General features: G+C 62.5%; 23 protein-coding genes. 8 read left to right on the top strand and 15 right to left on the bottom strand.

From position 1 onward, the window contains the following. Positions 1-119: 119 nt before the first annotated feature. A complete protein-coding gene (locus tag HKK54_RS29535) occupies positions 120-965 on the top strand; it encodes an SDR family NAD(P)-dependent oxidoreductase (RefSeq protein WP_169388768.1) in 846 nt (281 codons plus the stop codon). Here HKK54_RS29535 and HKK54_RS29530 read toward each other — a convergent pair. Continuing rightward, a complete protein-coding gene (locus tag HKK54_RS29530) occupies positions 952-4,011 on the bottom strand; it encodes an efflux RND transporter permease subunit (protein ID WP_169388767.1) in 3,060 nt (1,019 codons plus the stop codon). The two genes, HKK54_RS29535 and HKK54_RS29530, sit on opposite strands and share 14 nt — an antisense overlap. Continuing rightward, entirely contained in the window at positions 4,011-5,111 is a 1,101-nt protein-coding gene (locus HKK54_RS29525; protein WP_237151020.1) for an efflux RND transporter periplasmic adaptor subunit, read from the bottom strand. The genes HKK54_RS29530 and HKK54_RS29525 overlap by 1 nt, the downstream gene beginning before the upstream one ends. A gap of 321 nt (positions 5,112-5,432) precedes the next feature. Here HKK54_RS29525 and nudK point away from each other — a divergent pair, with 321 nt between their 5' ends. Beyond that, positions 5,433-6,020, top strand: a complete 588-nt coding sequence (nudK, locus tag HKK54_RS29520; RefSeq protein ID WP_010171718.1) for a GDP-mannose pyrophosphatase NudK — start codon at positions 5,433-5,435, stop codon at positions 6,018-6,020. Then, positions 6,020-7,222, top strand: coding sequence for a lipase family protein (locus HKK54_RS29515; protein WP_169388766.1), 1,203 nt, complete (start codon positions 6,020-6,022; stop codon positions 7,220-7,222). Before nudK ends, HKK54_RS29515 begins: the two co-directional genes overlap by 1 nt. A 29-nt stretch (positions 7,223-7,251) precedes the next feature. Here the strand turns inward: HKK54_RS29515 and HKK54_RS29510 are convergent, their stop codons facing one another. Then, positions 7,252-7,692, bottom strand: a complete 441-nt coding sequence (locus HKK54_RS29510; protein ID WP_010171714.1) for a hotdog fold domain-containing protein — start codon at positions 7,690-7,692, stop codon at positions 7,252-7,254. Positions 7,693-7,834: 142 nt separating this feature from the next. On the opposite strand from HKK54_RS29510, the gene HKK54_RS29505 reads away from it, so the two are divergent. Then, complete coding sequence (locus HKK54_RS29505; protein ID WP_029615944.1) at positions 7,835-8,452, top strand: TetR/AcrR family transcriptional regulator; 618 nt, start codon at positions 7,835-7,837, stop codon at positions 8,450-8,452. A 6-nt stretch (positions 8,453-8,458) separates the two neighbouring features. Here the strand turns inward: HKK54_RS29505 and HKK54_RS29500 are convergent, their stop codons facing one another. Further along, complete coding sequence (locus tag HKK54_RS29500; protein WP_010171710.1) at positions 8,459-8,908, bottom strand: RrF2 family transcriptional regulator; 450 nt, start codon at positions 8,906-8,908, stop codon at positions 8,459-8,461. Between the two features lie 144 nt (positions 8,909-9,052). Here HKK54_RS29500 and HKK54_RS29495 point away from each other — a divergent pair, with 144 nt between their 5' ends. Further along, positions 9,053-9,940 carry an NAD(P)/FAD-dependent oxidoreductase gene (locus HKK54_RS29495; RefSeq protein ID WP_169388765.1) on the top strand — a complete coding sequence of 296 codons (888 nt, stop codon included), beginning with the start codon at positions 9,053-9,055 and terminating at the stop codon, positions 9,938-9,940. 2 nt (positions 9,941-9,942) lie between these two features. Here the strand turns inward: HKK54_RS29495 and gudD are convergent, their stop codons facing one another. Continuing rightward, the gene (gene gudD, locus HKK54_RS29490; RefSeq protein ID WP_010171706.1) at positions 9,943-11,292 is read right to left on the bottom strand and encodes a glucarate dehydratase; all 1,350 of its coding nucleotides are present in this window, start codon (positions 11,290-11,292) and stop codon (positions 9,943-9,945) included. A gap of 10 nt (positions 11,293-11,302) precedes the next feature. Beyond that, positions 11,303-12,652: an MFS transporter gene (locus tag HKK54_RS29485; protein ID WP_010171704.1), complete on the bottom strand. Its 1,350-nt coding sequence runs from the start codon at positions 12,650-12,652 to the stop codon at positions 11,303-11,305. A 289-nt stretch (positions 12,653-12,941) separates the two neighbouring features. Here HKK54_RS29485 and HKK54_RS29480 point away from each other — a divergent pair, with 289 nt between their 5' ends. Further along, positions 12,942-13,652 (top strand): FadR/GntR family transcriptional regulator, encoded by a 711-nt coding sequence (locus HKK54_RS29480; protein WP_169388764.1) that lies wholly within the window; start codon positions 12,942-12,944, stop codon positions 13,650-13,652. A 3-nt stretch (positions 13,653-13,655) separates the two neighbouring features. Here HKK54_RS29480 and HKK54_RS29475 read toward each other — a convergent pair whose 3' ends face one another. From HKK54_RS29475 to HKK54_RS29465, 3 genes are all read right to left on the bottom strand, one after another. Further along, positions 13,656-14,261, bottom strand: coding sequence for a TetR/AcrR family transcriptional regulator (locus HKK54_RS29475; protein WP_010171700.1), 606 nt, complete (start codon positions 14,259-14,261; stop codon positions 13,656-13,658). A gap of 46 nt (positions 14,262-14,307) precedes the next feature. Continuing rightward, entirely contained in the window at positions 14,308-15,150 is an 843-nt protein-coding gene (locus HKK54_RS29470; RefSeq protein ID WP_169388763.1) for an alpha/beta fold hydrolase, read from the bottom strand. Between the two features lie 143 nt (positions 15,151-15,293). Beyond that, positions 15,294-16,313, bottom strand: a complete 1,020-nt coding sequence (locus HKK54_RS29465; RefSeq protein WP_169388762.1) for an NAD-dependent epimerase/dehydratase family protein — start codon at positions 16,311-16,313, stop codon at positions 15,294-15,296. Positions 16,314-16,485: 172 nt separating this feature from the next. On the opposite strand from HKK54_RS29465, the gene HKK54_RS29460 reads away from it, so the two are divergent. After that, positions 16,486-17,073, top strand: a complete 588-nt coding sequence (locus HKK54_RS29460) for a LysE family translocator (RefSeq protein WP_169388761.1) — start codon at positions 16,486-16,488, stop codon at positions 17,071-17,073. Between the two features lies 1 nt (position 17,074). Here the strand turns inward: HKK54_RS29460 and HKK54_RS29455 are convergent, their stop codons facing one another. The 5 genes from HKK54_RS29455 to HKK54_RS29435 form a co-directional block, all read right to left on the bottom strand. Then, positions 17,075-17,908 (bottom strand): AraC family transcriptional regulator, encoded by an 834-nt coding sequence (locus tag HKK54_RS29455; RefSeq protein ID WP_169388760.1) that lies wholly within the window; start codon positions 17,906-17,908, stop codon positions 17,075-17,077. Between the two features lie 76 nt (positions 17,909-17,984). Next, entirely contained in the window at positions 17,985-20,453 is a 2,469-nt protein-coding gene (locus tag HKK54_RS29450) for a TonB-dependent siderophore receptor (RefSeq protein ID WP_442962317.1), read from the bottom strand. 97 nt (positions 20,454-20,550) lie between these two features. Then, positions 20,551-21,510 carry a FecR domain-containing protein gene (locus HKK54_RS29445; protein WP_010171691.1) on the bottom strand — a complete coding sequence of 320 codons (960 nt, stop codon included), beginning with the start codon at positions 21,508-21,510 and terminating at the stop codon, positions 20,551-20,553. Continuing rightward, on the bottom strand, positions 21,507-22,037 hold the full coding sequence (locus HKK54_RS29440) for a sigma-70 family RNA polymerase sigma factor (protein ID WP_169388758.1): 531 nt from the start codon (positions 22,035-22,037) through the stop codon (positions 21,507-21,509). The genes HKK54_RS29445 and HKK54_RS29440 overlap by 4 nt, the downstream gene beginning before the upstream one ends. Positions 22,038-22,132: 95 nt before the next feature. Beyond that, a complete protein-coding gene (locus HKK54_RS29435; protein WP_169388757.1) occupies positions 22,133-23,044 on the bottom strand; it encodes a LysR family transcriptional regulator in 912 nt (303 codons plus the stop codon). A 110-nt stretch (positions 23,045-23,154) separates the two neighbouring features. Here HKK54_RS29435 and HKK54_RS29430 point away from each other — a divergent pair, with 110 nt between their 5' ends. Continuing rightward, positions 23,155-24,000, top strand: a complete 846-nt coding sequence (locus HKK54_RS29430; RefSeq protein ID WP_169388756.1) for an oxidoreductase — start codon at positions 23,155-23,157, stop codon at positions 23,998-24,000. 8 nt (positions 24,001-24,008) lie between these two features. Here the strand turns inward: HKK54_RS29430 and HKK54_RS29425 are convergent, their stop codons facing one another. Beyond that, positions 24,009-25,967 (bottom strand): DUF4329 domain-containing protein, encoded by a 1,959-nt coding sequence (locus tag HKK54_RS29425; RefSeq protein ID WP_169388755.1) that lies wholly within the window; start codon positions 25,965-25,967, stop codon positions 24,009-24,011. Between the last annotated feature and the right edge of the window lie 81 nt (positions 25,968-26,048).

Here is a 26,048-nt window from a genome sequence, read left to right as displayed (position 1 = left end):
GGTCTGTTCCTTCAGAGAGAGGGGCTGATACGTCGTGGGTATCAACATCGCTGTTTTTCAGTATTAAACAGGGCGGTCGCGGGTTGTTAGGGTGGAGTGCCTATCAGGAGAACGCAACGATGGACTTTACAGGTAAAACCGCAATCGTGACCGGTGCCGCCCGGGGCTTGGGCTTCAGTTATGCGCGCGAGTTGGCGCGCCTCGGTGCGCGGGTGGTGATCAGCGACATCGGCACCGACGCGCTCGGCGAGGGGGCTGACCCCCAAGTGGTTCAGGCGGCCGCGCTGGCGCTTCAGAGCGAGGGGTTGCAGGTGGTCGGTCACGCAACCGATCTGTCGGGTGAAGCGGGTTGCCGAGCGCTGATCGAATGCGCCATCACCCATTTCGGGCAGCTCGATATCCTGATCCACAATGCTGGCTGGGTGGGCTATCAATCCATTGAGGCCGCCGACGCAGCGTTTATCCGGCGAGCGATGGACATCAACGTTTATGCGCCGATCTGGCTGGGCAAGCATGCCTGGCCCTACCTGAAGCGATCCGCTGCACCGCGCATCGTGCTGACCACCTCCGACCGTGCGATGTACACGCACTATGCCCAGCCGGGCCTGGTGGCCTACAGCGCCGGCAAGATGGCGCAACTGGGCATCATGAATGCGTTGAGCGGGGAAGGGGCCGAGGCGGGGATTCGGGTGAATGCCATCTCACCCGTGGCCAAGACCCGCATGTGGGGCGTGACCGGCGAGCCGGACAACCTCAAGCCGGAATGGGTAACTCCCGGCGTACTCTTCCTGGCCTCGGCGCAGTGCCAGGACAGCGGCTATATCCTGAGGGCCAGTAACGGTCAGTTCACCGCCACGCGTTTCGTTGAAAACCCGGGTGTCGAGTATCCGCTCGACCTGGCGCGGATCAACGCCGCCAGTGCCGAGCAGGTCGCTGCCCGCTGGCATGCCATCAAGCAGGGCTGACGCGCAGTCGTTCAAGCGCCAGGAACACCACCGGCGTGGTCAACAATGTCAGGGCCTGGCTCAGCAGCAAGCCGCCCACAATCGCCACACCGAGCGGCTCACGCAACTCGGCGCCGGTACCGAATGCGAGCATCAGGGGGACGGCGCCGAGCAAGGCCGCCAGCGTGGTCATCATGATGGGTCGAAAGCGCGCAATACAGGCCTGATAGATCGCGTCATGTGCACTCAGGCCTTGTTTCCGCTGGGCTTGCAAGGCGAAATCCACCATCAGGATGCCGTTTTTCTTGACGATACCGATCAGCAGGATCAGCCCGATCAGCGCCATGATCGAGAAGTCCAGTTGCCAGGCCCATAGCAGCAGGATGGCGCCGACGCCTGCTGCTGGCAGCGTGGAGAGGATCGTCAGTGGATGCACCAGGCTTTCATACAGCACTCCCAAAATAATGTAGACCGCCACCAGTGCCGCCAGAATCAGGTAGGGCTGGCTGGCCAGGGACGCCTGGAATGCCTGCGCCGAACCTTGAAACGTTGCACTGATTGAGGCGGGCATTTCGATCTCCCGTTCCACTTGTTGCAGCGCCTCGACGGCCTGGCCCAGTGCGACACCGGGTGCCAGGTTGAACGACAGGTTGGCAGCAGGCTGCATACCATTGTGATTGATCAGCAGCGGCCCGCTGACCGGCGGCTCGATCCGGGAAAATGCCAGCAGGGGCACGGCCTCTCCGGTGAGAGGCGAGCGCAATTGCAGGTAGTTCAGGCTGTCGGCAGTGCCTCGCGCCGAAGGGGCGAGTTCCAGGATGACCTGGTACTGGTTGACCTCGGTCTGGTACTCGCTGATCTGCCGCTGGCCAAACGCGTCATACAGCGCGTTGTCCAGGTCGCGGGGAGTGAAGCCATAACGTGCGGCCTCGTCGCGGTCCAGGGTAATACGGGTGACGTTTGCGTCCAGTTGCAGGTCATGGGACACGTCGCTGAACAACGGGAGCGTTCTCAGTCGATCAGTCAACCGCGTGGTCCAGGTCGCGAGTTCGCCGCTGTCTTCGGCGCGCAACACATACTGGTATTGCGCTCGTGGCTGGCCGGCGCTCAGGTTGATGTCTTGCACGGCGCGAAGAAATACCTGGATACCGGGCACCTGTGCCAGTTGCGGACGCAAACGGTCGATGACCTGGCTGATGGTTGCATCGCGTTGCCCGGGGTCGTTGAGGACCAGCCACATCCGGCCATTACTGATGGAGTCGGTGATGCTGCCGCCGACGGCATGGTTGAAGTCGGTGACGTCCGGGTCCTGGCTGACGATAGCGGCCAGTTGCTGATGTTTGTCCAGCATGTCCTCATAGGAAATATCCGCCGAGGCCTGGGTCACGCCCTGTATGAACGCCGTGTCTTGCAGGGGGAAGAAACCCTTGGGAATCATCACGAAGCTGGCAACGCTGAGCACCACACTCGCAAAAAACACCCCGAGCATGCTGCGCTGATGCCCCAGCGCCCAGGTCAGTGCGCGTGCGTAACCGTTACTCAACCACGCGAGAAACCCCTTGTCTGGCGGCCGGTGTGCGGGCGCATTCATAAACAGTGATGCCAACGTGGGGGCCAGCGTCAGGCAGAGCACCACGGAAATCAGAATGGCGGCGGTGGCGGTGAGCGCGAACTCGCGAAACAGTCGGCCGATCACCCCACCCATGAACAGCAACGGGATAAATGCGGCAATCAGCGACAGGCTGATGGAGCACACCGTGAAGCCGATTTCGCTGATGCCCTTGAGCGCGGCGGTGCGTCTGTCTTCACCGCGCTCCAGGTGTCGGTGGACGTTTTCGATGACCACGATGGCGTCGTCGACGACGAATCCGACCGCGATGACGATGGCCACCAGGGTCAGGTTGTTCAGGCTGAAACCGGCCACATACATGACCGCACACGTGGCCACCAGCGAGATACCGAGTACGGCGGTGACGATCAGGGTTGCCGACCATTGGCGCAGGAACAACGCCATCACCCCAATCACCAGGACAATTGCGATACCCAGGGTCAGTTGCACTTCCTGCAAGGATGAACGGATGGTGCGCGTACGGTCGTTCAGCACGTCGACCGTCACATCGGCCGGCAGTGATGCGCGTAGCCGGGGCAGTGCTTGCCGGATGCTGTCAGCCGTCGCGACGATGTTGGCGCCGGGTTGGCGAAGAACCACCAGCACCACCCCGGACTGTCCGTTGGGCCAGGCACGGGCATAGTCATTTTCAGCGCCCAGTGTGACATCGGCGACGTCACGCACGCGTACGGCCGAGCCGTTGCGATAGCTGACGATAACGTCGCCATACTCGGGGGCCGAAAACAACTGGTCATTGACTTCCAGCGTCGACACACGTGTGTCACCGAACAACGCGCCCTTGGGCAGGTTGACGCTGGATTGCCGCACGGCTTCGCGGATGTCCTGCAGGCTGACGTTGGCTGCCGCCAGCGTCTCGGGGCGCGCCTGGATACGGATCGCCGGGCGGCGCTGGCCGACCACGATGACTTGGCCGACTCCGCCGATCTGGCTGAGTTGGCGCGACAGCACGCTTTCGGCAAGGTCGCTGACATCGATCAACGAACGGCTTTCGGACACCACGCTGATGATCAGCACCGGTCCATCCGCCGGGTTGACCTTGCGCCACACAGGCAAGCTGGGCATGTCACTGGGCAGGCGTGCCGAAGCGGCGTTGATCGCCGCCTGGACTTCCTGGGCAGCGGTGTCGATATCCTTTTCCAGGGTGAATTGCAGGGTCAGCGTCATCTGGCCGAGGGCACTGGTGGACGTCATCTCGGTAATGCCGGGCACTGAACTGAACGCCACTTCCAGAGGCGTTGCGACTGACGAGGCGATGGTCTTGGCACTGGCGCCGGGCAGGCGTGCGGTCACCTGGATGGTCGGGAATTCGGCTTCCGGAAGGGGCGCGATGGAGAGGCGCGGATAGGCGATCAACCCCAGTAGCAACAGGGCAACACTTAACAAAAGGGTGCCGGTGGGGTGGTCGATGCACCAGGTGTAGACCTTGCGCGCCGCCATCAGAAAGCGGCTCCGCCATCAGACAAACCGGCAGTTTCGGCCGCGTTGAGTATCTGCACCGTGGCGCCGGGACGCAGTCGCGAATAACCATCCTCAACGATCAGGTCGCCGGGTTGCAGGCCTGTGACCACGGCGATAGAAGCGTCGGCGTACGTCACCTGCACGGGCTGGGGCGCCGCCTTGTCCTCGGTGATTCTCCAGACAAAGGTGGTTTCCTGGCCCTGGCGCAGTGCGCGTTGTGGCACCACCAGGGCGTTGCTCAACGTGTCGGTTTGCAAGTTGATGACGACTGACTGATCCGGCCAGAGCGCCCCTTGTGGGTTGGTAAAAGTGCCCTTGATACGCACCGTCCCGGTGGCATTGGATACCCGGTTGTCGATCAGTGATAACTGCCCCTCGCTCAACAGGGTGCCGCTGTCGCTTGCATAGGCACGCAAGCTCGCTGCGGTTTGGCTGGCATCACCCAGCAGTGCCTGCAATTGCCCCAGCATGGCCTGGGGCAAGGCGCTTTCTATACCGATGGGGTCCAGTTGCACGACGGAGAACAAGGGCTGGGCATCTCCTGCCCGTACATAGCTGCCGGGGTGAATATTGCGAATGCCGACGTGTCCGTCGGTCGGCGACTGAATCCGCGTATACGACAGCTGCACCTCGTTGGCGGTGACGATCGCGTCGCGGCTGTGCAGGCCGGCGCGTAACTGGGCCACCAGTGCGGTCTGCTGGTCAAGGATTTGCTTCGAAATGGCCTGGCCGCTGGCCAGGGCGCGATAGCGCGCGAGGTCGCCATTGGCAGAGGTCAATTGTGCCTGGGCCATATCCCGTTCCGCCCGGGCTTGTTGCAGGACGGCGAGAATCCCTCGATCGTCGATCTGTGCCAGCAGCTCGCCCTGGCGGACGAACTGGCCTTCGCTGACGGGTACGTCCAGCAGCAGGCCGTCGACTTGAGGCCGGATATCGACACTGCGCAGTGAACGCACATTCCCGATGGCCTGGACGATCACCGGTACGTCGCGCTGCCCCACGCTTGCCGCGCGGACCGGGACGGCGGCAGGGCCGGGAGGCGGCGCGGCGTCCGACATGTCCGGGGATAGCCAGTGCACGGCAAGCCCTATCGTCGCGAGGCTGGCAATTGAAAAGACAAGACTGAAAAACGTCGAGGATGTGCGGTGTTTCGGCATAACGGCAACTTCCTGTGCGAGTGGAGTTCACGCCCGAAAAACGCTTTCACCTTGAATGCCAGGTTGGCCCTGCGTAGTACTGCGCGCATTCCCAGGGTGGAGCATTCTGACCCTGGCGGAAAAAAGCGACGACTGGCCATTCGGCTAGGTAGTCGCCTGGATACGCATGGCCCTCACAGGCTCGACTTGACGATAACGACGCTTGAACCACATGCTCCCTGTCCCACGATAAAAGGACCGCTCATGGACAACAGCCCCGTTCGCATCCACACCGAAGAGTTGCTCTCGGATAACTGGTACGTGCTGAAAAAGTACACTTTCGACCTGCGCCGCCGCGACGGCAGTTGGCAGTCCCAGACCCGTGAGATCTATGACCGGGGCAATGGTGCGACCATCCTGCTGTACAACCGCGAGCGGCGCACGGTGTTGCTGATTCGCCAGTTCCGCATGCCGACTTTCGTCAATGGCTACCACGGCTACCTGATCGAATCCGCCGCCGGCCTGCTGGACAATGCCAGCCCCGAGGAACGCATTCGTCTCGAAGCGGAAGAAGAGACGGGCTACCGTGTGGGCCACGTGGAAAAAATCTACTCGGCCTTCATGAGCCCGGGCTCGGTGACCGAGCGCATCCACTTTTTCATCGGCGAATATTCGCCTTCCGACCGGGTCAGCGATGGCGGCGGGCTGGAAGATGAGGGTGAGGACATCGAGGTGCTGGAGCTGGGGTTCGAGGCCGCTCTGTCCATGGTGCAAAGCGGCGAGATCGTCGACGGCAAGACCATCATGCTGCTGCAGTATCTTGAGTTGCGGATGTTGAAAGAGGGCTGGTGATGGCGCGTCGGTTTTCCCTGGCGCTGGCGGTGTTGCTGGCGGGCTGCAGCGGCGTGAGTGCGGCTCCGGTGCCCGCCGGCGACGGCGGTGTTCCTGCGTTCTATACCTGGACCGACAAGGTGCCTGCATCCCCCGGGCAGATGCTGCGCAGTGAGCCGTTGACGGCTCGGCAAAGCCTGGCCGATGCCGGGCGGAACCTGCGGATCCTGTACACCTCCACCGATGGTCTCGACACCGGCAAACACCTGGTCGTCTCCGGTGCGCTGTTCCTGCCCAAGGGCACGGCGCCGCCGGGTGGCTGGCCGCTGATGGCGTGGGCCCACGGCACGGTGGGCAGCGCTGATGTTTGCGCGCCGTCGTTCGCCGGTCGCAGCCCGCGGGACACGCGCTATCTCAATTATTGGCTGGGGCAGGGCTACGCCATCGTCGCCACGGATTACCAAGGGTTGGGGACGCCTGGGTTGCATCCGTATGGGCTGACCAGCCCGCTGGCCTATGGTGTGCTCGACAGCATCCGTGCGGTGATGGCCGGTGGTTTTGGGCTCTCCAGAAACGTCGTGGTGTTCGGCCAGTCCCAGGGCGGGCGTGCCGCGTTTGCCACGGCGGTCTACGCCAAAGACTACGCGCCTGAGTTGAACATCGTCGGCGTGGTAGCCACCGGTACGCCTTACGCGGCCACCCATAAGACCGGCGACAGTGCCGAGCTGGAAAAAGCCCGCAGCACGGTGGTGCCGACCTTTGCCTACAACCTGTTGCGGCTGAGTACGGCCACCTTGTTTGATCCGTCGTTTGTCCCTGCCGACTACTTGAACGAGCGCGCAATGCCAGCGTTTGAGATCAGTCAGCGCGATTGCTTGCATGCCATCGAGCAGCGGGTGGTGGCGGATAAACTTACCTTCAACGACAGCTTCAAGCGCTCGCCCAAAGCAGCCCTCGACAGGGTCTATCGCGAGTCGGCGTATCCAACCCTGAAGACGGACATTCCGGTGTTTGTCGGCACGGGTGGCAAGGACCGGGATGTGTTTGTGCCGGGGCAAAAGGCCTTGGTCAGGGACGCCTGCAAGGCAGGCGACCGGATCGAATGGCATTTCTATCCCGAGCTTGATCACTCGGCCACGGTGAATGGCTCGCTGGCGGATTCGACGCCGTTTGTGCGCCGGGCGTTTGCCGGTGAAGTGATCCCCGGCAACTGCGGGTTGTAGCAGGAGCCGCTCGGCTCCTGCGACGGCCTTCAGGCCAGCTTCACGTCCATGGTGATCCGTGCGGTAAACACCAACTTTCCTTCCGCATCGAGCATGTCCACCGGCACCACTTTGTCACCCGCCGTCAGCCAATCAATCCCCTCGCCATTGGCGGTCGCGGTGACGCTGCTTTTGGCCTTGGCCAGGTATTCCACCGTCATCCCCTTGGGAATCCAGCGTGCGCCGGTTGGCACGGACACATCCGTCATTGTCCCGGCCGCCAGTTCCGCGGCGTTGCACATGGCGATCGCATGCACTGTCCCCAGATGGTTGGTGACGGCCTTGCTGAACGGCACCTCCACCGCCGCCAACCCCGGGCGCAGCTGGGTGATCAACGGATTGATGGTGCTGAAGTAGGGCGCCATCTGGCACGCCAGTTTGCTGAATGCTTCGGGGCCGACGCTGTTGAACATACTCAGGTACTGACTCATGAGGTGCCTCACTGAAGGTCTGAATTTGCGGAATGTTGTTCCGTTACAGAATAATGTTCTGTGACGGAACAGTATTCTGCCCATGGGAAATCTGTCAAGCTGCGCCGACGTGTCCCTCTCAATGAATGAGTTCGTGTTCAGCATGCAAACCCCGGATCTGCTCCAGCGCTGCTTCCCAGGTCGAAGGGCCGAATTGAAGCGCGATATCTTCAAGACTGCCCTCGACCTGTTCAACGAGCAGGGCCTTGAAGCCACCACCATCGAGATGATTCGCGCCGGGTGCGACACCAGCGTTGGCGCGATCTACCATCACTTCGGCAACAAGGAAGGGTTGGTTGCCGCGCTGTTCTTCACTGCACTGGATGACCAGGCCGAATTGCGTGCGCGCTACCTGGAGTCGGCCAGGACGGCGAAGGAGGGCGTGTACGCGCTGGTCCACAGCTATGTGGATTGGGTGGACAGCGAACCGCAGTGGGCGCGTTTCCAGTACCACGCGCGTTTCGCCGTGACCAAGGGGCCGTTCGCCGCCGAACTGGAAAGCCGCAACCAGTCGCGCAACGCAGTGCTCAAGGAGTGGATGGCGCTGCCCGGGCGGGGTGATCAGCTCAAACAATTGCCCGCAGAGCTTTGGCCGTCGCTGATCATTGGGCAGGCCGACAGCTACTGCCGTGCCTGGCTGGCCGGGCGGGCGACCAGCAGCCCGCGGGTTTACCGCGAGGTGCTGGCCGAGGCCGCGTGGCGTTCGGTGGGCGGGGTTTAGCCAGACTCACGCACACGGCACCGGCGTCATCGCCACCTGATAGCGCTCATCAAAATCCTCCGCCAGCTGCGCCAGCGTCACCTCGCCCAGACGCTGCAGCAGCAACGCCTGGGCGTCATCAAAGGCCTGGTTCAGTGCTGCGTTGACGGCCTGTTCCACCAGGCACTGCGGGTGATCGGTGGACAGGCCGACGGCAAAGATCGACGACGTGCCGAGGGCGTTGTGGATGTCCAGCAGGGTGATTTCACTCAAGGGCTTGCCGAGCATCCAGCCACCCTGATGGCCTTTTTCCGAGCGCACATAGCCCTTTTCCTTGAGCAGGCCGAGGGTACGGCGCACCACCACCGCGTTGGTGCCGAGCATCTGCGCGATGGTGTCCGAGGTGGCGCGTTCCTCGTGGCGGCCCATGTGGATCAGCACGTGGAGCATGCGCGAAAGCCGGGTGTCGTTTCTCATCTGCAAACCTCAGGAATTCCTGCGCGAAAGTATCGTTCGTAACGATTGGAGTTGCGAGACTCTTGACGAAGTATTTTTATGTAACTTATGGTGTGTCGTGACTGCCCGGCAACCGATGCTCGGGCCACCAGAGAGGTCATCTTCATGGTTTACGACGTGATTATCGTGGGCGGCAGCTACGCCGGAATGTCGGCCGGCCTGCAACTGGCGCGGGCTCGGCGCAAGGTGCTGGTGATCGATGCCGGGCAGCGGCGCAACCGCTTTGCAGCCACCTCCCATGGCTTCCTCAGCCAGGATGGCCAGCCGCCGGAGATGATCGCGGCTGAAGGGCGAGGGCAGTTGATGGAGTACCCAACCGTCACTTGGGTGCAGGACACGGCGGTCGAGGCGACTCAGGGCCCGCAGGGTTTTGTGGTGCAAACCCGGTGCAATGGCAGCTTTAACGCTCTGCGGCTGATTCTCGCCTCAGGAGTGGTGGATGAATTGCCCGAGGTTGAAGGCCTGCAAGAGCGCTGGGGCAAGTCCGTATTCCACTGCCCGTATTGCCACGGCTACGAGCTGGACCAAGGCCGCATTGGCGTGCTGGCGACCTCACCGCTGGCGATGCATCACGCCATGCTGCTGCCGGACTGGGGCACCACCACGCTGTTCACCAATGACGTATTTGTGCCGGATGCCGAGCAGCAGGCGCAACTGGATCGGCGCGGGGTTCGCGTCGAAAGCCAGGCGGTGCGGCGGATTGTCGGTGAGCGGGCGGACGTGGTATTGGCAGACGGTCGGGTGATCGCGCTGGACGGCATTTTCACGATGTCCCGCACGCGCATGGCCAGCCCGTTGGCCGAGCAGTTGGGGTGTGAGTTTATCGAAGGACCGACCGGGCCCTATCTGCTCACCCACGAAACCCGCCAGACCTCCGTGCCCGGCGTGTTTGCCTGTGGTGATGCCAACCTGGCCGGCGGTTCGGTCGCGCTGGCGGTGGGCGAGGGCGTGCGCGCCGGGGTGGGCGCGCACTTCTCGATGATCTTCAGCTGAGGTCAGCGCACCAGGCAGGGCCGCTTGTTATCGAACGTCCAGCCCGGAATCATGAACTGCATCGCCACGCTGTCATTGCGCGCACCCAGGCCCATGCCTTTGTACAGTTCATGGGCGTGGGCCACGGCGTCCATGTCGATGTCGACGCCAAGGCCCGGTTTGGCCGGGACCTTGATATGACCGTCGACAATCTTCAGCGGCGCCTTGGTCAGGCGCTGGCCGTCCTGCCAGATCCAGTGGGTGTCGATGGCGGTGATCTCTCCCGGCGCGGCGGCGGCCACCTGGGTGAACATCGCCAGGGAAATGTCGAAGTGATTGTTGGAGTGTGAGCCCCAGGTCAGGCCCCATTCGTGGCACATCTGCGCCACCCGCACCGAGCCTTGCATGGTCCAGAAGTGCGGGTCGGCGAGGGGAATATCCACCGACTGCAACTGGATGGCGTGACCCATTTCCCGCCAGTCGGTGGCGATCATGTTGGTGGCGGTGGGCAGCCCGGTGGCACGGCGGAATTCGGCCATGACTTCGCGCCCGGAGTAGCCGTTTTCCGCGCCGCACGGGTCTTCGGCGTAGGCCAGTACGTGATGCTGGTCGCGGCACAGGGCGATGGCTTCTTTCAGAGACCAGGCGCCGTTGGGGTCCAGGGTGATGCGTGCGTCGGGGAAGCGTTCGGCCAGCGCAGTGACCGCCTCGATTTCCTCGGCGCCGCGCAACACGCCGCCCTTGAGCTTGAAGTCGTTGAAACCGTATTGCGCCTTGGCCGCCTCTGCGAGGCGCACGATGGCTTCGGGCGTCATGGCCTGTTCATGCCGCAGGCGGAACCAATCCTCGGCGTGCGCTTCACTGCGATAGGCCAGGTCGGTCTGCTGGCGATCACCGATGTAGAACAGATAGCCAAGCATCTTCACCGCGTCGCGCTGCTGGCCTTCACCCAAGAGCGCGGCGACCGGGACTTCGAGGAATTGGCCGAGCAAATCCAGCAGTGCAGCCTCCATCGCGGTGACGGCATGGATGGTGATGCGCAGGTCAAACGTCTGCAAACCCCGGCCCGCCGAATCCCGCGCGGCGAAGGTCTGGCGCATGGCATTGAGAATGCTCTGGTACTGGCCGATGGGCTTGCCGATCACCAGGCTGCGGGCGTCTTCCAGGGTCTCGCGGATGCGTTCGCCGCCGGGCACTTCACCGACGCCGGTACGCCCGGCGCTGTCGGTGAGGATCACGATATTGCGCGTGAAAAACGGCCCGTGGGCGCCGCTGAGGTTGAGCAGCATGCTGTCGTGGCCGGCCACGGGGATAACTTGCAGGCCGGTGACGACCGGGGCGCCGTTGGCGTGGTGCTGGTGTTCTGTGTTCATGGGGTATTCCTTATTTGCTCAAGACGGGGGCGGGTTGCAGCACGCTGCTGGTGGTCGGGCCGGGCAGGGTTTTGGCGAAAAACACCAGGATCGCCGCGAGGATCGACGTGCCCGCCAGGCCATACAAACCGCCCTGGATCGAACCGGTGGTCTGTTCCAGGAAACCAAAGGTGGTAGGCGCGACAAACCCGCCGAGGTTGCCGATGGAGTTGATCAGCGCGATCACCGCTGCAGCGATCCGCGCATCGAGGTAACCCTGGGGAATCGGCCAGAACAGTGAAGACGCCGACTTGAAGCCGATCGCCGCGAAGCAGATCGCGATAAACGCAAAGATCGGCCCGCCGGTGGTGGAGAGGAACATACCGACCGCAGCGATCAACAGTGCAGCAGCGACCCACGCCTGCTGGAACTTGAACTTGCCCGCCAGCGCGGCAAAGGCGTACATCGCGATGATCGAAATCAGCCACGGGATCGAGTTGTAGAAACCCACCTGGATGTCGCTCAGGTCGCCCATCTTTTTGATGATGCTCGGCAGCCAGAACGTGGCGGCGTAGATCGTCAGCTGGATGCAGAAGTACAGGGCGCAGAACAGCATGATCTGGCGGTCCTTGAGCAGTTTGCCCAGGGTTGGCTTGACCGTGGTGGCGGCGTCACGCTCACGTTGTTCGCGGTCGATTTCGCCCACCAGCGCATCCTTCTCTTCAAGGCTCAGCCACTTGGCGTCGTGGGGCTTGGAGTCGAGCCAGAACCACACGAAAAAGCACAGCAGCACCGAGGCCATGCCTTCGATGATGTACATCCATTGCCAGCCGTGCAGCCCGAGGCCGGTGATTTGCAGCAGCACGCCAGACAAGGGGCCGGAGATCAGCGAGGCGAGGGCCGAGCCACTGAGGAAAATCGCAATCGCCTTGCCGCGTTCGACGCCGGGCAACCAGCGGGTGAAGTAGTAGATCACCCCGGGGAAGAAGCCGGCTTCGGCCACGCCCAGCAGGAAGCGCAGGATGTAGAAGTGGGTTTCGTTCTGGATAAACGCCATCAGCGTGGCGGTGATGCCCCAGGTGAACATGATGCGGGTCAGCCAGATACGCGCGCCGACTTTTTGCAGGAGCATGTTGGAGGGGACTTCGAACAGCGCGTAGCCGATGAAAAACAACCCGGCGCCGAAGCCGTACGCGGCTGCACCAATGCCCAGGTCGTGCTCCATATGGGTACGCACAAAGCCGATGTTGACGCGGTCGATGTAGTTGACGATGAACATGATCACGAAGAGCGGGAGCACATGGCTCTTCACTTTCTTGATCGCGCGGGCCAGGACCGGGTCGGTGGCAGGCGCAGCTGTCGCAGGGCTTGAAGGGGTCACGAGGTAAAACTCCCACTGATTATTGTTGTGCGGGGGATAGGCTCGGGTTGCCGGAGTTGTCTGACAACTTGATAGACATCATACAACTGCAATTTCAGAGATAGCAACACTTTGTAGGTGCAAGCTTGCACGCCGTAAACGTTAACGATTACGCGGTTATATTGAAGGATCACGGTGTGGCGGGTTTTTTCGCGAGCCAGCTCGCTGCTACAGGTATTTGTTTGTTGTCATACAAGTAGGTGCGCATAAAAATGCTAGTATCGCCAGGCGCCCCTGAACGGAATTCCTGATGCAAACCCCAACCTCGGCACCTCATCGCAAGCGCTCCCCGGGCCTTGCCCACGACATCGTCACCGCGCTGACCCAGCAGATTCTGTTGGGGCAGATGGCGCCGGGTGAGAAGCTGCCGTCCGAGTCCGCCATCGTCGGCGAGTACGGCGTCAGTCGCACGGTGGTACGTGAAGCGCTCTCCAAATTGCAGGCGGCCGGGCTGGTGGAAACCCGTCACGGTGTCGGCACCTTTGTGCTGGAGCGCGACGAACGCCAGGGCCTGCACCTGACCCACGACACCGCCGCCAGCGTGCGCGGCATTCTTGAGTTGCGCATGGGCCTGGAAACCCAGGCAGCCGCCCTGGCAGCCTTGCGCCGTACCGACGAACAACTGCAGCAGATGCGCCAGGCGCTGGATGATTACCAGGATTCACTGGCGAACAACGACAGTGCCGTTGAGCCGGATGTGCGGTTCCATCGACTGATCGCCCAGGCCACCGGCAATACCTATTTCACCGACGTGATTTATCACCTGGGCCACTCGGTGATCCCGCGCACCCGGATCAATGCCGAAGAGCGCGGGGATGTGGACTTGATGGCGTTGGGGCGTATGGCGAACCTTGAGCACGAAGCGATCCTGAAAGCCATCCGCCGCCAGGACCCGGACGCCGCGAGAGCCGCCATGCTGCTGCACCTGAGCAACAGCCTGGAGCGCATGACTGGGGAGTGAAGGTCAGGCTTGTTCGCCCGGTTCGCCATCCACCAATTGTTGGAACAACGGCGTCAGCAGATTGATCAGAACCTCCGGATCGGCCTTGGCCAGTGCCGACAGCCCGAGCATCTGGCGCATCACCTGAAAGCCCGAGACCAGCGCCATCACCAGGGCGGCGCGCTCTTCGTGGTGCTGGCCCTTGAGTGCGGCGGCCATGGTTGCTTGATGGCCTTTTTCTACTTGTTCCCGACCGATCACCGCTGCCCGCTTGCTCGACGCCGAGTGCAGCATGATCAGGAAGCCTTCCAGCGGCGTACTGCCGCTTTCAGTGATGCTCACCAGGGCGCTGGCGAGGGTGCGGCCGAGGTTTTCCGAGGCCAGGTTATGCTCGGTGAGGATGATCGGGCTGGCCATGGTGTCGGCGATCACTTCGGCAAACAGCTGTTCCTTGGAGCCGAAATAACGGTTGACCAGCATCGCCGTCACGCCCGCGCCGGCCGCGATTTCCCGCACGCCGGCACCGTCGTATCCGGACTCGGCAAACGCCTTGCGCGCCGACAATAAAATGGCTTCGCGGGTAGCGGCTGCGTTGCGGCGTCGGGGCGTCTCGGGGGTGGGCGTCGGCATCGGGATCCTGGGAGGTGTGGGGGCGAACCCCCACAGGGTACAGCGTCTATTTGCTGTCGAGGAAGTCCAGCAGTGCCGCATTGAACAACGTCGGGTCTTGCAGGAACGCAAAGTGGCTGGTGTTCGGCAGAATCAGCAGGCCTGCGCCCGGAATCGTCGTGGCCATGTATTCGGTGTGCTCACGCTTGATCGCCTCATCATGGTCACCGTCGACAATCAGGATCGGCGTCTTGATGGACGCCAGTTGCGCGTCGGTCCAGTTCGGTTGGCTGGCCCACATGTGGCTGATCTGCTCGACAAACGCGTCGTACTCTTTCGGCGTCGGCGACAGCTTGCCGTACTCCTTGCCGGCCCGTTCGATGAAGGCGGCGAAGGTCGGGTTCTTCTCCACGCCATCCTTGACCCCGGCGGTCTGGGTGTTGGCGGCAAAGGCAAATACCTTGTTGATACGGTCGGGATGACGCAGCGCGAGGTCGATGCCGATGATCGCACCATCGCTCCAGCCGACGATATCGGCGCGGGGGATTTTCAGGGTATCGAGCACGGCGACCACATCGTCGGCCATCAGGTCGTAACCGTAGGGCTTCTCGTCCCGCGAACTGCGCCCGTGGCCACGGCTGTCGAGGCTGATCACCGTGTGCTTGGCCGCCAGCGCTCTCACCTGGTTGCCCCAGTAGTCGGAATTGGACAAGCCGCCATGCAGCAGGATCACCGGCGAGCCGTGGCCGGTTTTGGTGTAGTAGACCTTGATGCCGTTGACCGCTGCATAGCCGGTCTTGGCGCCGGCAATCGGTGCCGGGGTGGGTGGCAGGGTTTCCCAACGTTCGGCGGCCTGGACCGCAGAGAAAGACAGCAACAGGCAGGCAGCTGCCAATAAGCGACGTGACATGGCGATTCCTTTTTGCAGTGATCCATCGGGTGGGTAAGCGCTGGACTCTAGCACCGGCCAGGCCCGGCCCAAACGCATTTTTGTCTATCGAAAATGCCCCGCTCAAAGAAAAAAATGCAGTTATATCAATGGAATAAAAACGTCTATAGCGCCTTGTAGTGGATCAGGCTGCGGGCGCAGTCGATCACGGTTGTACGGGCGGGGCGGGTTTGCCAGCCGAACAGGTGCCGGGCTTTTTCGGCGCTATGGCGATGGGCCCGGCCCAGGTTCGGGGTGAGGCCGCGCAGCAGCGGGTCGAAGCGTGCCAGCACGCGCAACAGCCAATCCGGAATATCGCGGGTGGGTACCTTGCTCGCCGCCGCGCCCAATTCGGTGCGCAGCAAGCCGGATAGCTGCGCCATCCACAGGAATTCACCCACTGCCAGAAACCGCTGTGAAGCCGCCTCCGGCAGGGTCATGGCGCGGATGTGCAGTTCGGCCAGGTCGCGAACGTCCACCACCTCGAACCCCAGGCGCGGGTTGCCCTTGGCCCGACCCTGCAGCAGGCGGGCAATGACCTGGACTGAGCCGAGGTTGTCGGCGCCCATGATCGGCCCGAACACCGCGCCCGGCAAAATCGTGGTCAGTGTGGTGCTGCCCGACTGCTCGGCGATGAAGTCCCAGGCAGCCCGTTCGGCTTGGCGCTTGGCTTGCCGGTAAGGGGTGACGTTGGTTTCGGCGGGGTCAAACCATACGGACTCGTCGCTCAGGCTGTCGGGGCCTTGCAGCGGCGGGGTGGCAACCGTGGCGGCGCTGGTCATCACCACCCGACGCACGCCAGCCCGTGTGGCGGCCCGCAGGATACGCAGGGTGCCGTCGCGGGCCGGGGTGATCATCTCGTCAATGGTTTGCGGCGCGTCCAGGCCCAGGGGGGAGGCCACGTGCAGCACGTAGTCGCAACCGCGCAGGGCGTCGTCCCAGCCGTCGTCACGGGTCAGGTCGGCGGCGAAGCAGCTCAGGTGAGTGGGGTCCACGGCAAGGCGGCTCAAGGCGGCGCGCAACGCCGGTTCCCTGGACAGGCTGCGCACGCTGGCGCGTACGTGATAACCCTGTTGCAACAGGCCCGCGATGCACCAGCCGGCGATGTAGCCGGTGCCACCGGTGACCAGGACGGTTTCTGCCATGTGTTTCTCCAGCGTGTGGGAAGGGGTGCCGGACCCACTCTAGGACTGAAAAGGGAATAAGTCTACAGATGTATACAAAATAGTGCGGGCAGGGTTATTTTCTTCAATACCCCAACCGGATCGCGCTTTACCGTAGTCCCGTCGTCACCCATCACAAGAAAAAGGAACCGCAATGAGCTTGATCATTTCCATGGCCGCCTTCGCCCTGGCCACGTCCATCACGCCGGGACCGGTGAATGTGGTGGCCATCAGTTCAGGCGCACGCTTCGGGTTTGCCGCCAGCCAAAAGCATGTGTCCGGGGCGGCGCTGGGGTTCACCTTGCTGCTGGTGCTGATCGGCCTGGGGTTGCATGAGGTGCTGGTGCGCTGGCCGCTGCTGACCCAAGTGATTCAATGGGGCGGGGTGGCGTTCCTGTTGTACATGGCCTGGAAACTGGCGGTCGACGATGGGCGCCTGGAGGCCGACGGCACAGCCACGGCACCGTCGATGCTTTATGGGGCGATCATGCAGTGGCTCAATCCCAAGGCCTGGCTGGCGTGTGTGGCGGGGATGGGCTTGTTCGTGGCCGATGGCGATGCGCAACAGGTCTGGCTGTTTGCGACGATCTACCTGGTGATTTGCTACCTGTCGGTGGCGTGCTGGGCTTACGCCGGGACCTTCCTGCGACGCTACCTGAGCAACCCCCAGGGCATGCGCCTGTTCAATCGCTCGATGGCCGCCTTGCTGGTGGCCAGCGTGGGGTATCTGCTACTGGCCTGAGTCAGCCGCGGTATTGCCCCGGCGTCGCCGCCAGGTGCTGTTTGAACGTGCGCTGGAAATGCGCCTGGTCGGCAAACCCGGCGGCCAGTGCCACGTCGGCGATCAGCTCTCCATTGCGCAACCGGGTGCGGGCAAACTGAATGCGCCGGTTGACCAGGAACGCGTGGGGCGTCATGCCGTAATACTGCTTGAACGCGCGGATCAGGTACGACGGCGACAGTTCGGCGGCCTGGCAAATGTCCTCCAGCTTCAGGGCCTCGGTGCAGTGTTCGCGAATGTACTCGGCGGCCCGCTCCAGCTTGTGATTCACCTCGCGTATCGGCGTTGTCGAGGGGTTAAGGCGTTGCTGCACTTCGGTGAAAAAACTCACCACGGCGCTCTGCTTGTGCAGGTGTTCGGCCTGCTCGTCGACCAGGACTTCATACAGTTCGATCAAGCCGTCATATAGCACGACGTCACGGGTATGAGTGGCGGTAAAGGCGCGAAAGCCTTCGTCGCTGCTGAAACCGAGCTGGTGCTGCAGGTCCGTCAGCCAGGCCGTGTCGATGTACAGCATGTGATACGACCAGGGCTGATCGTAGAGGGGATTGCAGGCGTGGACATCGCCAGGGTTCATCAGCACCACCGTGCCGGCGCTGATCTGGAAGGTGGACTGGCCATTGATGTACAGGCTTTTGCCAGCGGTGATTGCGCCGATGGAAAAGTGTTCATGGGAATGCCGGGTATAGCAGACCTTGCGCCCATCGGAGATGGTCCGGGCCTCGATAAAAGGCAGGGCCTCATCGCGCCAGAAGCGTGGTGCCCGTGACAGTGGGTCAATGGCGTTCAGCGACATGTCTGCAGCTCCATCCCGAGCAAGATCGAGCGCAGATCATTACACAGCCATGGGCGCAGCCGCCATGGCCGTCAGGTCAGAAATCCCAGCGGGTCGCCAATTGCAGGCTGCGCGGCTCGCCGTAAAAACCGGTGCCGAAGTTGCCAAGGCCGGTGTAGTACTTTTTGTCGAACAGGTTTTTCACGTTCAACGTGGTGCTCAGGTGCTCGTTGAAGCGGTAGCGCGCCATGAGGTCGACCAGGAAGTAGCTGTCCTGGGTAATGCGTGAGTTGTGGCCGAAATTCACCGCGTCATTGGGATCCGGCTGGAACACGTTGCCGAAGAACTCGCTCTGCCAGTTCACGCCGCCGCCCACGGTGAGGTTCTCCAGGGCGCCGGGCAGGCGATAGGTGTTGAACAGCCGCACCACTTGCTGGGGCGTGGTGGTTTGCAGCACAGAACCGTAGACATAGTCACCGTTGGCGTCACGGGTGTGCTGATAGGTATAGCCCGCCGAGACGTTCCAGCCGTCCAGCACTTCACCGGCCAGTTCGACTTCAAAGCCCTTGGTGGTGGCGCCGGCAATCGGGCGATACACCGAGTCGGTTTCAAACCCGGAGACGTACTGCGCGACGTTGTCCTGTTCGATGCGGAACGCGGCAAAGCTGGCGTTCAGGCGGCCGTCGAAAAACGCCGCCTTGAGCCCGGCTTCATAGGTGTCGCCTTCAATCGGATCAAGCAACTTGCGGTCGGCGTCCTTGCTGTTTTGCGGCTTGTAGATCTTGGTGTAGCTGGTGTAGACCGACCAGATGTCATTGAGGTCGAAGACGATGCCGGCATAGGGCGTGACGATGCCGGTCTGGCGGTAGGTGAGGCGGTTGTCAGCCTTGGTCGGGTCATAGAAGTCGGTGTTGTCGGTGCCGCTGAAATTGCTCACACGGGTGCCGAGAATCACAGACAGGTCGTCGGTGGGTTTCAAGCGTGTGGCCAGGTACGCGCCGGTCTGGCGCTGCACGATGTCGTTCTGGCCGCTGCGGGGGATGTCGGGTTTCGGGTATTCACCGCGCCAGTCATAAATGCTGCCGCCCACCGGCGGGTAGACTGAGCCGTATACCGGCACGTCCTGTTTGGCCCGGCTGGCCATGAAGCCCATGATCAACTCGTGCTCCCGACCGAACAGGCTGAAGGGGCCGTTGAGGTTGATGTCCAGGGTGTTTTGCACCTGGTCACCCTTGTACTTGCCCATGAACATGAACATACCGTCGCCGGTGGCCTGGTCCGGGTTGCCGCCGCTGGCGGAGGCGAGCAGGGTGTCGTGCTGGCTGCGCTTGCGGTCCAGGCTGACTTTCAGCGACCAGTCGTTCGCCAGCTTGTGTTCCACCGAGGCAAACAGGGTCTGGTTCTGGAAGTCGCGGCGGCTCCAGTCGGCGGCCGGGTTGAAGGAGCGCGAGAAATCGGTGCGCGAACCGTTGCTGAAGTACATCGGGAAGCCGGTCCAGCTGGCGCCACGGGAGCGGGTGTCTTGCTGGTCGATGCCGAAGGTCAGCAGGGTGTCGGGCGTCAAGTCGGCTTCGAGGATGCCGTAGGCGATGTCCTTGGTGTTCTGGTAGTGATCCTGGTACGACTGGCGATCCTGGTACACCCCGACAAAGCGCCCGCGCACGTTGCCGGAATCGGTCAGCGGCCCGGAAAGATCGCCTTCGGTGCGGTAGTTATCCCACGAGCCAAACGTTTGGGTGACCGAAGCCTTGAATTCCCGGGTGGGCTTTTTGCGAATCAGGTTGACCGTGGCCGAAGGGTCGCCGGAGCCGGACATCAGGCCCGCCGACCCCTTGATGATTTCCAGGCGGTCATACACCGCCATGTCGGTGCTGGTGGTGCCGTAGTCATATACGCCGTCGTAGGTGGAGTTGACGCCGTCGTACTGGAAGTTGGTGATCGGCAGGCCACGGCTGGAAAACTCCCAGCGTTCGCTGTCGTAGTTCTGCACGCTCACACCGGGCGCGCGGCGCAGGGTGTCGGCGATGCTGTTGGAACCCTGGTCGTCCATTTGCTGGCGGGTGATGACCGTCACCGATTGCGGCGTCTCGCGCATCGACAGGGCCAGGCCGGTGGCCGAGGCCATGGCGCCGGTGGTGTAGGAGTGGGTGTCTTCGGTGGTGGCGCCCAGGCCTTCGCCGGAGATGGTGGTGGCGCCCAGCTCCAGGGCGCCGGTGTTGGCCGGAATCGATTCCAGCACGTATCCGTTGTTGCCCTGGGACAGGGCTTGCAGGCCGCTGCCCTGCAACAGACGCTGCAAACCGCTGGCCGGGGTGTAGCTGCCATTCAGGCCCGGGCTGGTCTTGCCGGCTGCCAGGCTGTTGTGACCGACGATGAATATCCCGGACTGCTCGGCGAAGCTGTTCAGCACGTTGACCAAAGAGCCCGCCGCAATGCTGTAGTTGCGGGCGGCTTCCTGGGTGGATGGAGCTTCGGCGGCCTGCACGTTGAGCGCGCCCAGGCACACAAAGGTGGTGGTAACGGCCAGCGCCAGGGGGCGCAAGGCAAAGCGAACGGGTTGCGACATGAACATTCCCTTTGGATCAAATCGATCGGCTGATTGAAAGCATCTGCTGGGTTAACCGAACGAGTTGTGGAAAAGGGAACTGACGGCTGAAAGTTTTTTATGCGGTCGGGTTTTTGGGCCTGACCGTGGCCCACCACGGCATGAGCGTGTCGACCCGAATCGGCAGGGCGGCCTGTAGCAGGCGCAGGGCGTGGTCGCTGTCCTTGAGCGGGAACGCGCCCATCACGGGCAAGTGGGCCACGGCCGGATCGCACCCCAGGTGGCCCGGGCGATAGCGGTTGAGTTCGGCGATCAGTTGGCCAAGCGGGAGGTTGTCCGCCAGCAACACGCCGCGGCTCCAGGCTTCGCGGGTGGCGGACGCCGGTAAGCGGGCGGTGAACCCGTCACGGGTGAAGGACACTTGTTGCCCGGCCTCGGTGATTTGTACCTGATGGCTCGCGGCGGTGCGCACTTCGACCCGGCCCTCAAACACATTGAGCAGCGTGCTGTCGCCGTCCTGCAGCACGCTGAACCGGGTGCCCAGCGCCCGCAGGCGGCCCTGTTCGGTCTCCACCAGGAACGGACGGCCTGGGTCCCTGGCGGTCTCGATCAGCACTTCACCGAAGCGCAGGTGCAGCAAGCGCTGCACGCTGTCGAAACGCACATCCAGGGCACTCAACGCGTTCAGCCACAGGCGGCTGCCGTCCTCCAGCACGGCCTCGCGGGTTTCGCCGCCGGCGGTGGCGTAATCGGCACGCCAGCCGCCCACCCGCCGGGGCAGGGTGGTGTTGCGCCAGGCGCCCCAGGCCAGTGTCGAGCCGGCGCACAGCACCAGAAGCGTCTTGAGGGTTTGCCGCCGGGAACTGCGCAGGGCGCGGCTGGCGCCATGGGCTTGTTCGGCCAGCGGCGCAAAGCGCTGGCTGACCCGCTCTACATAACCCCAGGCGGCCTGGTGCTCGGGACTTTGTCCAAGCCATGCCTGCCAGTGCTGGGTCGCGTCTGGCTGATCCTGCAGGCGCACGTACCACTGGGCCGCCTGTTCCAGGCTGGCGTGGCTGAGTTTTCCGGGGCCGTTCATTCCACCAGCATCCCGTCCAGCTCCGCTTCCAGCACTGCGCAATGCAGCAGTGCCTGGGCCATGTACTTTTTCACCATGCGTTCGCCCACCCCGAGCTGAATGCCGATCTGCTTGTAGGGCAGGCCCTGCAACTGCGCGAGCAGGAACGCTTCGCGGACCTTGTGAGGCAGGCGCGCGAGCATGGCGTCCACTTCGTACAAGGTTTCGACAATGATTGCCCGTTGCTCCGGCGACGGCTGCAACGCCACCGGCCGATCCGCGAGGCTTTGCAGCCACGCGTGTTCCAGTTGGCGACGGCGCCAGTGATCGATGCACAGGCCCCGGGCGACGGTGGCCAGGTAGGAGCGCTCCCGGGTCTCGTCGGCCTCGGCGGGCGGGCGCTTGAGCACCCGGATAAAGGTGTCGTGGGCCAGGTCCGCTGCATCCCAGCGATTGCTCAGGCGCCTGCGCAGCAGCCCCAGCAGCCAGGAATGGTGATTGCCATAGAGGTCGCTGAACGAGGAGGGCGAGGTCGACACAGTATCCATCTGGCGCAAAAGCCTTGGGGTAAATAAGAATTGGTCGCGATTAAACCAAAGGGCCGGGCACGGTGCAAATGATATTGGTTTGCTTTTGCACTGGCTTAGCCAATGCGCTGCTCGGCGACCCAGGCGGTCGCCAGGTCGATAAAGGCCCGCAGTTTCGGCTGGCTCTGGGTTCGGGCGGGAAAATACAGGTACAGCCCGCTGCTGGGTGGCACAAAGGATTGCAGCACTTGCACCAGCGTGCCTGCGGCCAGGTCGTCCATCACCTCAAAGTCACTCACATAAGCCAGGCCCTGGCCGGCCCGGGCGGCGGCGATCATCAGGTTGCGATCATTGACGATCAGCCCGCCTTGAACGCCGACGGTGAATTCCCGGCCCGCCCGCTCAAATTCCCAGCGGTGCGCGGTACCGGCGGTCAGGAAGCGATAGCCGATGGTTTGATGGGCAGTCAGCTCCTCGGGCGTCGCCGGTTTACCGGCCTTGGCGAAGTAGTCGGGAGCGCCCACCACCGACCAGTTCAGATCCGGTGTGAGGCGCACGGCAACCATGTCCTTGTCGATGGATTCCCCCAGTCGAATCCCGGCATCGAAGCCCTCGGTCACCAGGTCCACGGTGGCGTCGTCCAGGGAAATGTCCAGCACCACATCCGGAAACGCCTCACGAAAACGTGGGATCAACGGCTCGATCAACAGCTTGCCCGACAGGCGCGGCACCGTCAGGCGCAGGGTGCCCATGGGCCGGTCGCGGTAGCCGCTGAGGGCCGCCAGGGCTTCGTCGATTTCCCCGGCGGCGGGGCGCAAGCGGCTGTAAAGCGTCATCCCGGCTTCGGTCAGCGCCACCCGCCGCGTGGTGCGCTGAAACAACACCACGCCCGTGCGTTTCTCCAGGGTTTTGACCGCATGGCTGACAGCCGTCGGTGTGACCCCGAGGCGTGCGGCGGCCTGGGTGAAGTTCTTCAATTCGGCGACGGCGAGAAATTCGGTCAAGCCATTGAACGGATCAAGGTTCATCGGATTTCCATTATGAAGTTCAGTTTCATAGTGCTTGTAGCACGAGAGGGTTTTTCAGGCTAATGCGGCGGCGTACCTTGGCTTCACTTTCACTCCATCAGGTACGGATCATGACAACGGCACATTCCTTCAAGCGTGTTTGGCTGGTGACCGGGGCTTCCCGGGGCATCGGTGCAAAAATCGTCGCGGCAGCGCTGGCCCACGGCGACGCGGTAGTGGCGACCGCCCGTAATGCTCAAGCGGTGATTGAGCGATTTGGCGAGCAACCTGGCCTGCTGGCGGTGCAACTGGATGTGACCCACGAATCCCTGGCCGCTGAAGTGGCCCGCGCCGCTGTCGAACACTTCGGGCGTATCGATGTGCTGGTCAATAACGCCGGTTTCGGCTTGTTGGGCGCGGTGGAGGAGGCGTCTGCCGATGAGATTCGTCGGCTGTATGAAACCAACGTGTTCGGCCTGCTTAACGTCACACGCGGCGTGTTGCCCTTTATGCGCGAGGCGCGCAGCGGGCATGTGATCAATATCTCGTCGGTGGGCGGCTTCCAGTCGGCGCCGGGGTATGGGGTTTATTGCTCCACCAAGTTTGCCGTCGAAGGCTTGAGCGAAGCATTGCATGGCGAACTCGCCCCGCTGGGCATCAAGGTCACCGTGGTTGAACCGGGGTATTTCCGCACGGACTTCCTCGACAGCAACTCCCTGGTGGAGTCGCCGGCGAGCATCGAGGACTACGCCGCCACCTCGGGCGAGGTGCGCAAACTGGCCAAGGTCTACAACCAGCAGCAGCCCGGCGACCCGGACAAGCTGGCGGTGGCCATGCTCAAGCTGGTGGAGGCTGAACAGCCACCGCTGCGCCTGGCATTGGGCACCGATACCTTGCGGGTGACCGAGGCCAAGCTGGCCTATGTCCAGCAGGAGCTGAGTACCTGGCGGGGGCTGTCGGCCTCTACGGACTTTTGAGGGCTGAATCAGTCCTGAGTTTCGAACCAACCGGGCGCGGTGGGAACATACACGCCGCGCTGCGGCCAATACGAATCGGTGCGCAGTACGGAGAGCTCTCCGGCTTGCGCCCAGGTGGAAATGAAAATTTCCAGGGAAAGGTCCCCTGCATTCAGGTCGTTCTGTATCTGACTGGCACTGTCAGGCGTTGCGGGGACCATCATGCCGCCAAATACAAACTCTTCAATGGAGTTGCGTGAGGTGTACTTGATCAAGGCGCCCTCGGTGCTCGCCCAGTAGGCCTCGCTTATATCCAGGCCATAGGCCCTGAGCTGGAAGAAAAACTCAAAGGCCTGCGGGTGGAAAAAAGTGCCGGCGTTCGGATAGGGCTCCGGCGTTGGAGTGAGATCCGAGTGCCGGGGACGGAAGTAAATCCCTCGCGGCACATAGCCTTGGGGCAGCGCCGGGCGTCGAGAGGCCTGCGGGGAAAAGGGCCCGATGTAGTGGTAGTCAAGCGTACTCCCGGACAGTCCGATGCTTGTGACGTAAGTGTCATGTAGCCGGTTCTCTAGAACAATTCCGATGATGGCCAGATCGTAGGCTTCAAGCTCTTGGGTCATGGCGTGCACAGCGTCGTCGGCGTCGATAAAGCGTTGCCGCATGACTGGCGTGAGGGAGCGATCATTGATCAGGGTGGGGGTTGCAGGTGCCCAGTCGGCCGGGATCCGGCCGTGGCGGGTCCATGAGCCATGAGGGTGCAGTACGCGTAATTCGCCCGCCGCTGCCACTTGCCGAATGAACGCTTCGGGGCTCAGGGTGCCATTGGCCAGGGTGCGATGCACCTGGCAGCGGCTGCCGCCGAACGGGATGAGGACGTCGAGAAGGTGTTTTTCTTCCGGGGTGCCCAGGGAGGTGTATTGAAAAAGTGTCGCTTCCAGGGTGTAGAAGTAGGCGGACAGGTCGGGGTGCTGGAGCAGTTTTGACAACAGGGCGAATATCAATTCGGGCGAGACAAACAGACCCTTGCCGTTCAGAGCCAGGACGCTGCTGTCGGAGCGGTTGCGCAACGGTGCGAAGTAGACGCCGCTGATGGTGTAGTCCGTTGGCAACTCCACCACTCCCACATCATTGCCCGGCAACAGGCTCTCGATGGCAAAGCCCGGGTCATTGATTGCCAGTGGGTAGGTGGGCACCACATGTTTCTCATGGGTGTGGGTCAGCAACAGGCCCGCGCTGAGTGTATGGGTGGTTGAGTGGGGCAGGTGTTGCAGTAACCAGTTCAGTGCTTCTTCCGGCTTGAGGAAAGACGGCCCCAGGCGCTCGGCATTGATCAAGTCGTTGCCTTGGTGCAGCGGTTGCCATTTGGGCGAAACGTCGCCCACAAAACGCCACAGTTGGCTGGCACGGATGACTTGCAGGCGTCCGGCGCCGGCCACTTGTTGAACGAAGCTCAACCGGCTGGCCGTCCCGGCAGCCAGCTCCTCGCTCAGGGGGCTGATCTTGCCGTTGGGTTCCTTGGGGGTGACGCGCAGCAGCAGGGCCTGGGTCAGGTCGGAGTCCGTGGGGGTAAACTTGAGCAGCGAACCGTCCGGATTAGACAAGTAACAGGCTGCTCCCGGTGTCTGCTCGTAGAGCTTGATGGCCGCATAAATGTCGCCGGTGGAAAAGGAGTTGATTTCCAGCGGGTCGGTGAGGACGTCGGGGTGGGAATGATAAATGCCCACCAAGTCCAAGTGGCGGGGCCGTGTTGGGTGTCCGGCTGCGGTCCTGGGATAAACCTCGGCCGGTGTGAAACTGAAAGTCGAACCGCTCAAGGGCGTTGTGGCAATAAACCGCTCGCCGCGTTTGAAGATATAACCGCCATACTCTCGATCTCGCTGCTCGCCAATCAGTGCATGGGCGTAGGCGACGACGTCCTCGTCGCTGATGAATTCCGGCGTGTAGGTTGGGCGAAACGTCGGAGGTGAAACGGGTTCTGGTGGGGGCATGGTGACTTCACTGTGTGATAGATGAAGTCGAGCAGTATCAACAGCGTGAACCGCATGCAGTCGGTACTTATGTAGCCGCGC

Origin of the sequence: Pseudomonas sp. ADAK13 (assembly GCF_012935715.1) — a bacterium.
Taxonomy (GTDB): Bacteria; Pseudomonadota; Gammaproteobacteria; order Pseudomonadales; family Pseudomonadaceae; genus Aquipseudomonas.
Note: the sequence above shows the minus strand (reverse complement) of the source record. Positions and strands in the feature narration are given on the sequence as shown.

Bases quoted from the DNA above. Each gene is read 5' to 3' on its own strand.
- HKK54_RS29460 (WP_169388761.1), top strand. From the start codon at position 16,486: ATGAGCTTGATCATTTCCATGGCCGCCTTCGCCCTGGCCACGTCCATC.
- HKK54_RS29530 (WP_169388767.1), bottom strand. From the start codon at position 4,011: ATGGCGGCGCGCAAGGTCTACACCTGGTGCATCGACCACCCCACCGGC.
- HKK54_RS29465 (WP_169388762.1), bottom strand. From the start codon at position 16,313: ATGGCAGAAACCGTCCTGGTCACCGGTGGCACCGGCTACATCGCCGGC.
- HKK54_RS29505 (WP_029615944.1), top strand. From the start codon at position 7,835: ATGCAAACCCCGGATCTGCTCCAGCGCTGCTTCCCAGGTCGAAGGGCC.
- nudK (WP_010171718.1), top strand. From the start codon at position 5,433: ATGGACAACAGCCCCGTTCGCATCCACACCGAAGAGTTGCTCTCGGAT.
- HKK54_RS29515 (WP_169388766.1), top strand. From the start codon at position 6,020: ATGGCGCGTCGGTTTTCCCTGGCGCTGGCGGTGTTGCTGGCGGGCTGC.
- HKK54_RS29480 (WP_169388764.1), top strand. From the start codon at position 12,942: ATGCAAACCCCAACCTCGGCACCTCATCGCAAGCGCTCCCCGGGCCTT.
- HKK54_RS29535 (WP_169388768.1), top strand. From the start codon at position 120: ATGGACTTTACAGGTAAAACCGCAATCGTGACCGGTGCCGCCCGGGGC.
- HKK54_RS29475 (WP_010171700.1), bottom strand. From the start codon at position 14,261: ATGCCGACGCCCACCCCCGAGACGCCCCGACGCCGCAACGCAGCCGCT.
- HKK54_RS29430 (WP_169388756.1), top strand. From the start codon at position 23,155: ATGACAACGGCACATTCCTTCAAGCGTGTTTGGCTGGTGACCGGGGCT.
- HKK54_RS29495 (WP_169388765.1), top strand. From the start codon at position 9,053: ATGGTTTACGACGTGATTATCGTGGGCGGCAGCTACGCCGGAATGTCG.
- HKK54_RS29435 (WP_169388757.1), bottom strand. From the start codon at position 23,044: ATGAACCTTGATCCGTTCAATGGCTTGACCGAATTTCTCGCCGTCGCC.
- HKK54_RS29470 (WP_169388763.1), bottom strand. From the start codon at position 15,150: ATGTCACGTCGCTTATTGGCAGCTGCCTGCCTGTTGCTGTCTTTCTCT.
- gudD (WP_010171706.1), bottom strand. From the start codon at position 11,292: ATGAACACAGAACACCAGCACCACGCCAACGGCGCCCCGGTCGTCACC.
- HKK54_RS29425 (WP_169388755.1), bottom strand. From the start codon at position 25,967: ATGCCCCCACCAGAACCCGTTTCACCTCCGACGTTTCGCCCAACCTAC.
- HKK54_RS29445 (WP_010171691.1), bottom strand. From the start codon at position 21,510: ATGAACGGCCCCGGAAAACTCAGCCACGCCAGCCTGGAACAGGCGGCC.
- HKK54_RS29510 (WP_010171714.1), bottom strand. From the start codon at position 7,692: ATGAGTCAGTACCTGAGTATGTTCAACAGCGTCGGCCCCGAAGCATTC.
- HKK54_RS29500 (WP_010171710.1), bottom strand. From the start codon at position 8,908: ATGAGAAACGACACCCGGCTTTCGCGCATGCTCCACGTGCTGATCCAC.
- HKK54_RS29440 (WP_169388758.1), bottom strand. From the start codon at position 22,037: ATGGATACTGTGTCGACCTCGCCCTCCTCGTTCAGCGACCTCTATGGC.
- HKK54_RS29450 (WP_442962317.1), bottom strand. From the start codon at position 20,453: ATGTCGCAACCCGTTCGCTTTGCCTTGCGCCCCCTGGCGCTGGCCGTT.
- HKK54_RS29455 (WP_169388760.1), bottom strand. From the start codon at position 17,908: ATGTCGCTGAACGCCATTGACCCACTGTCACGGGCACCACGCTTCTGG.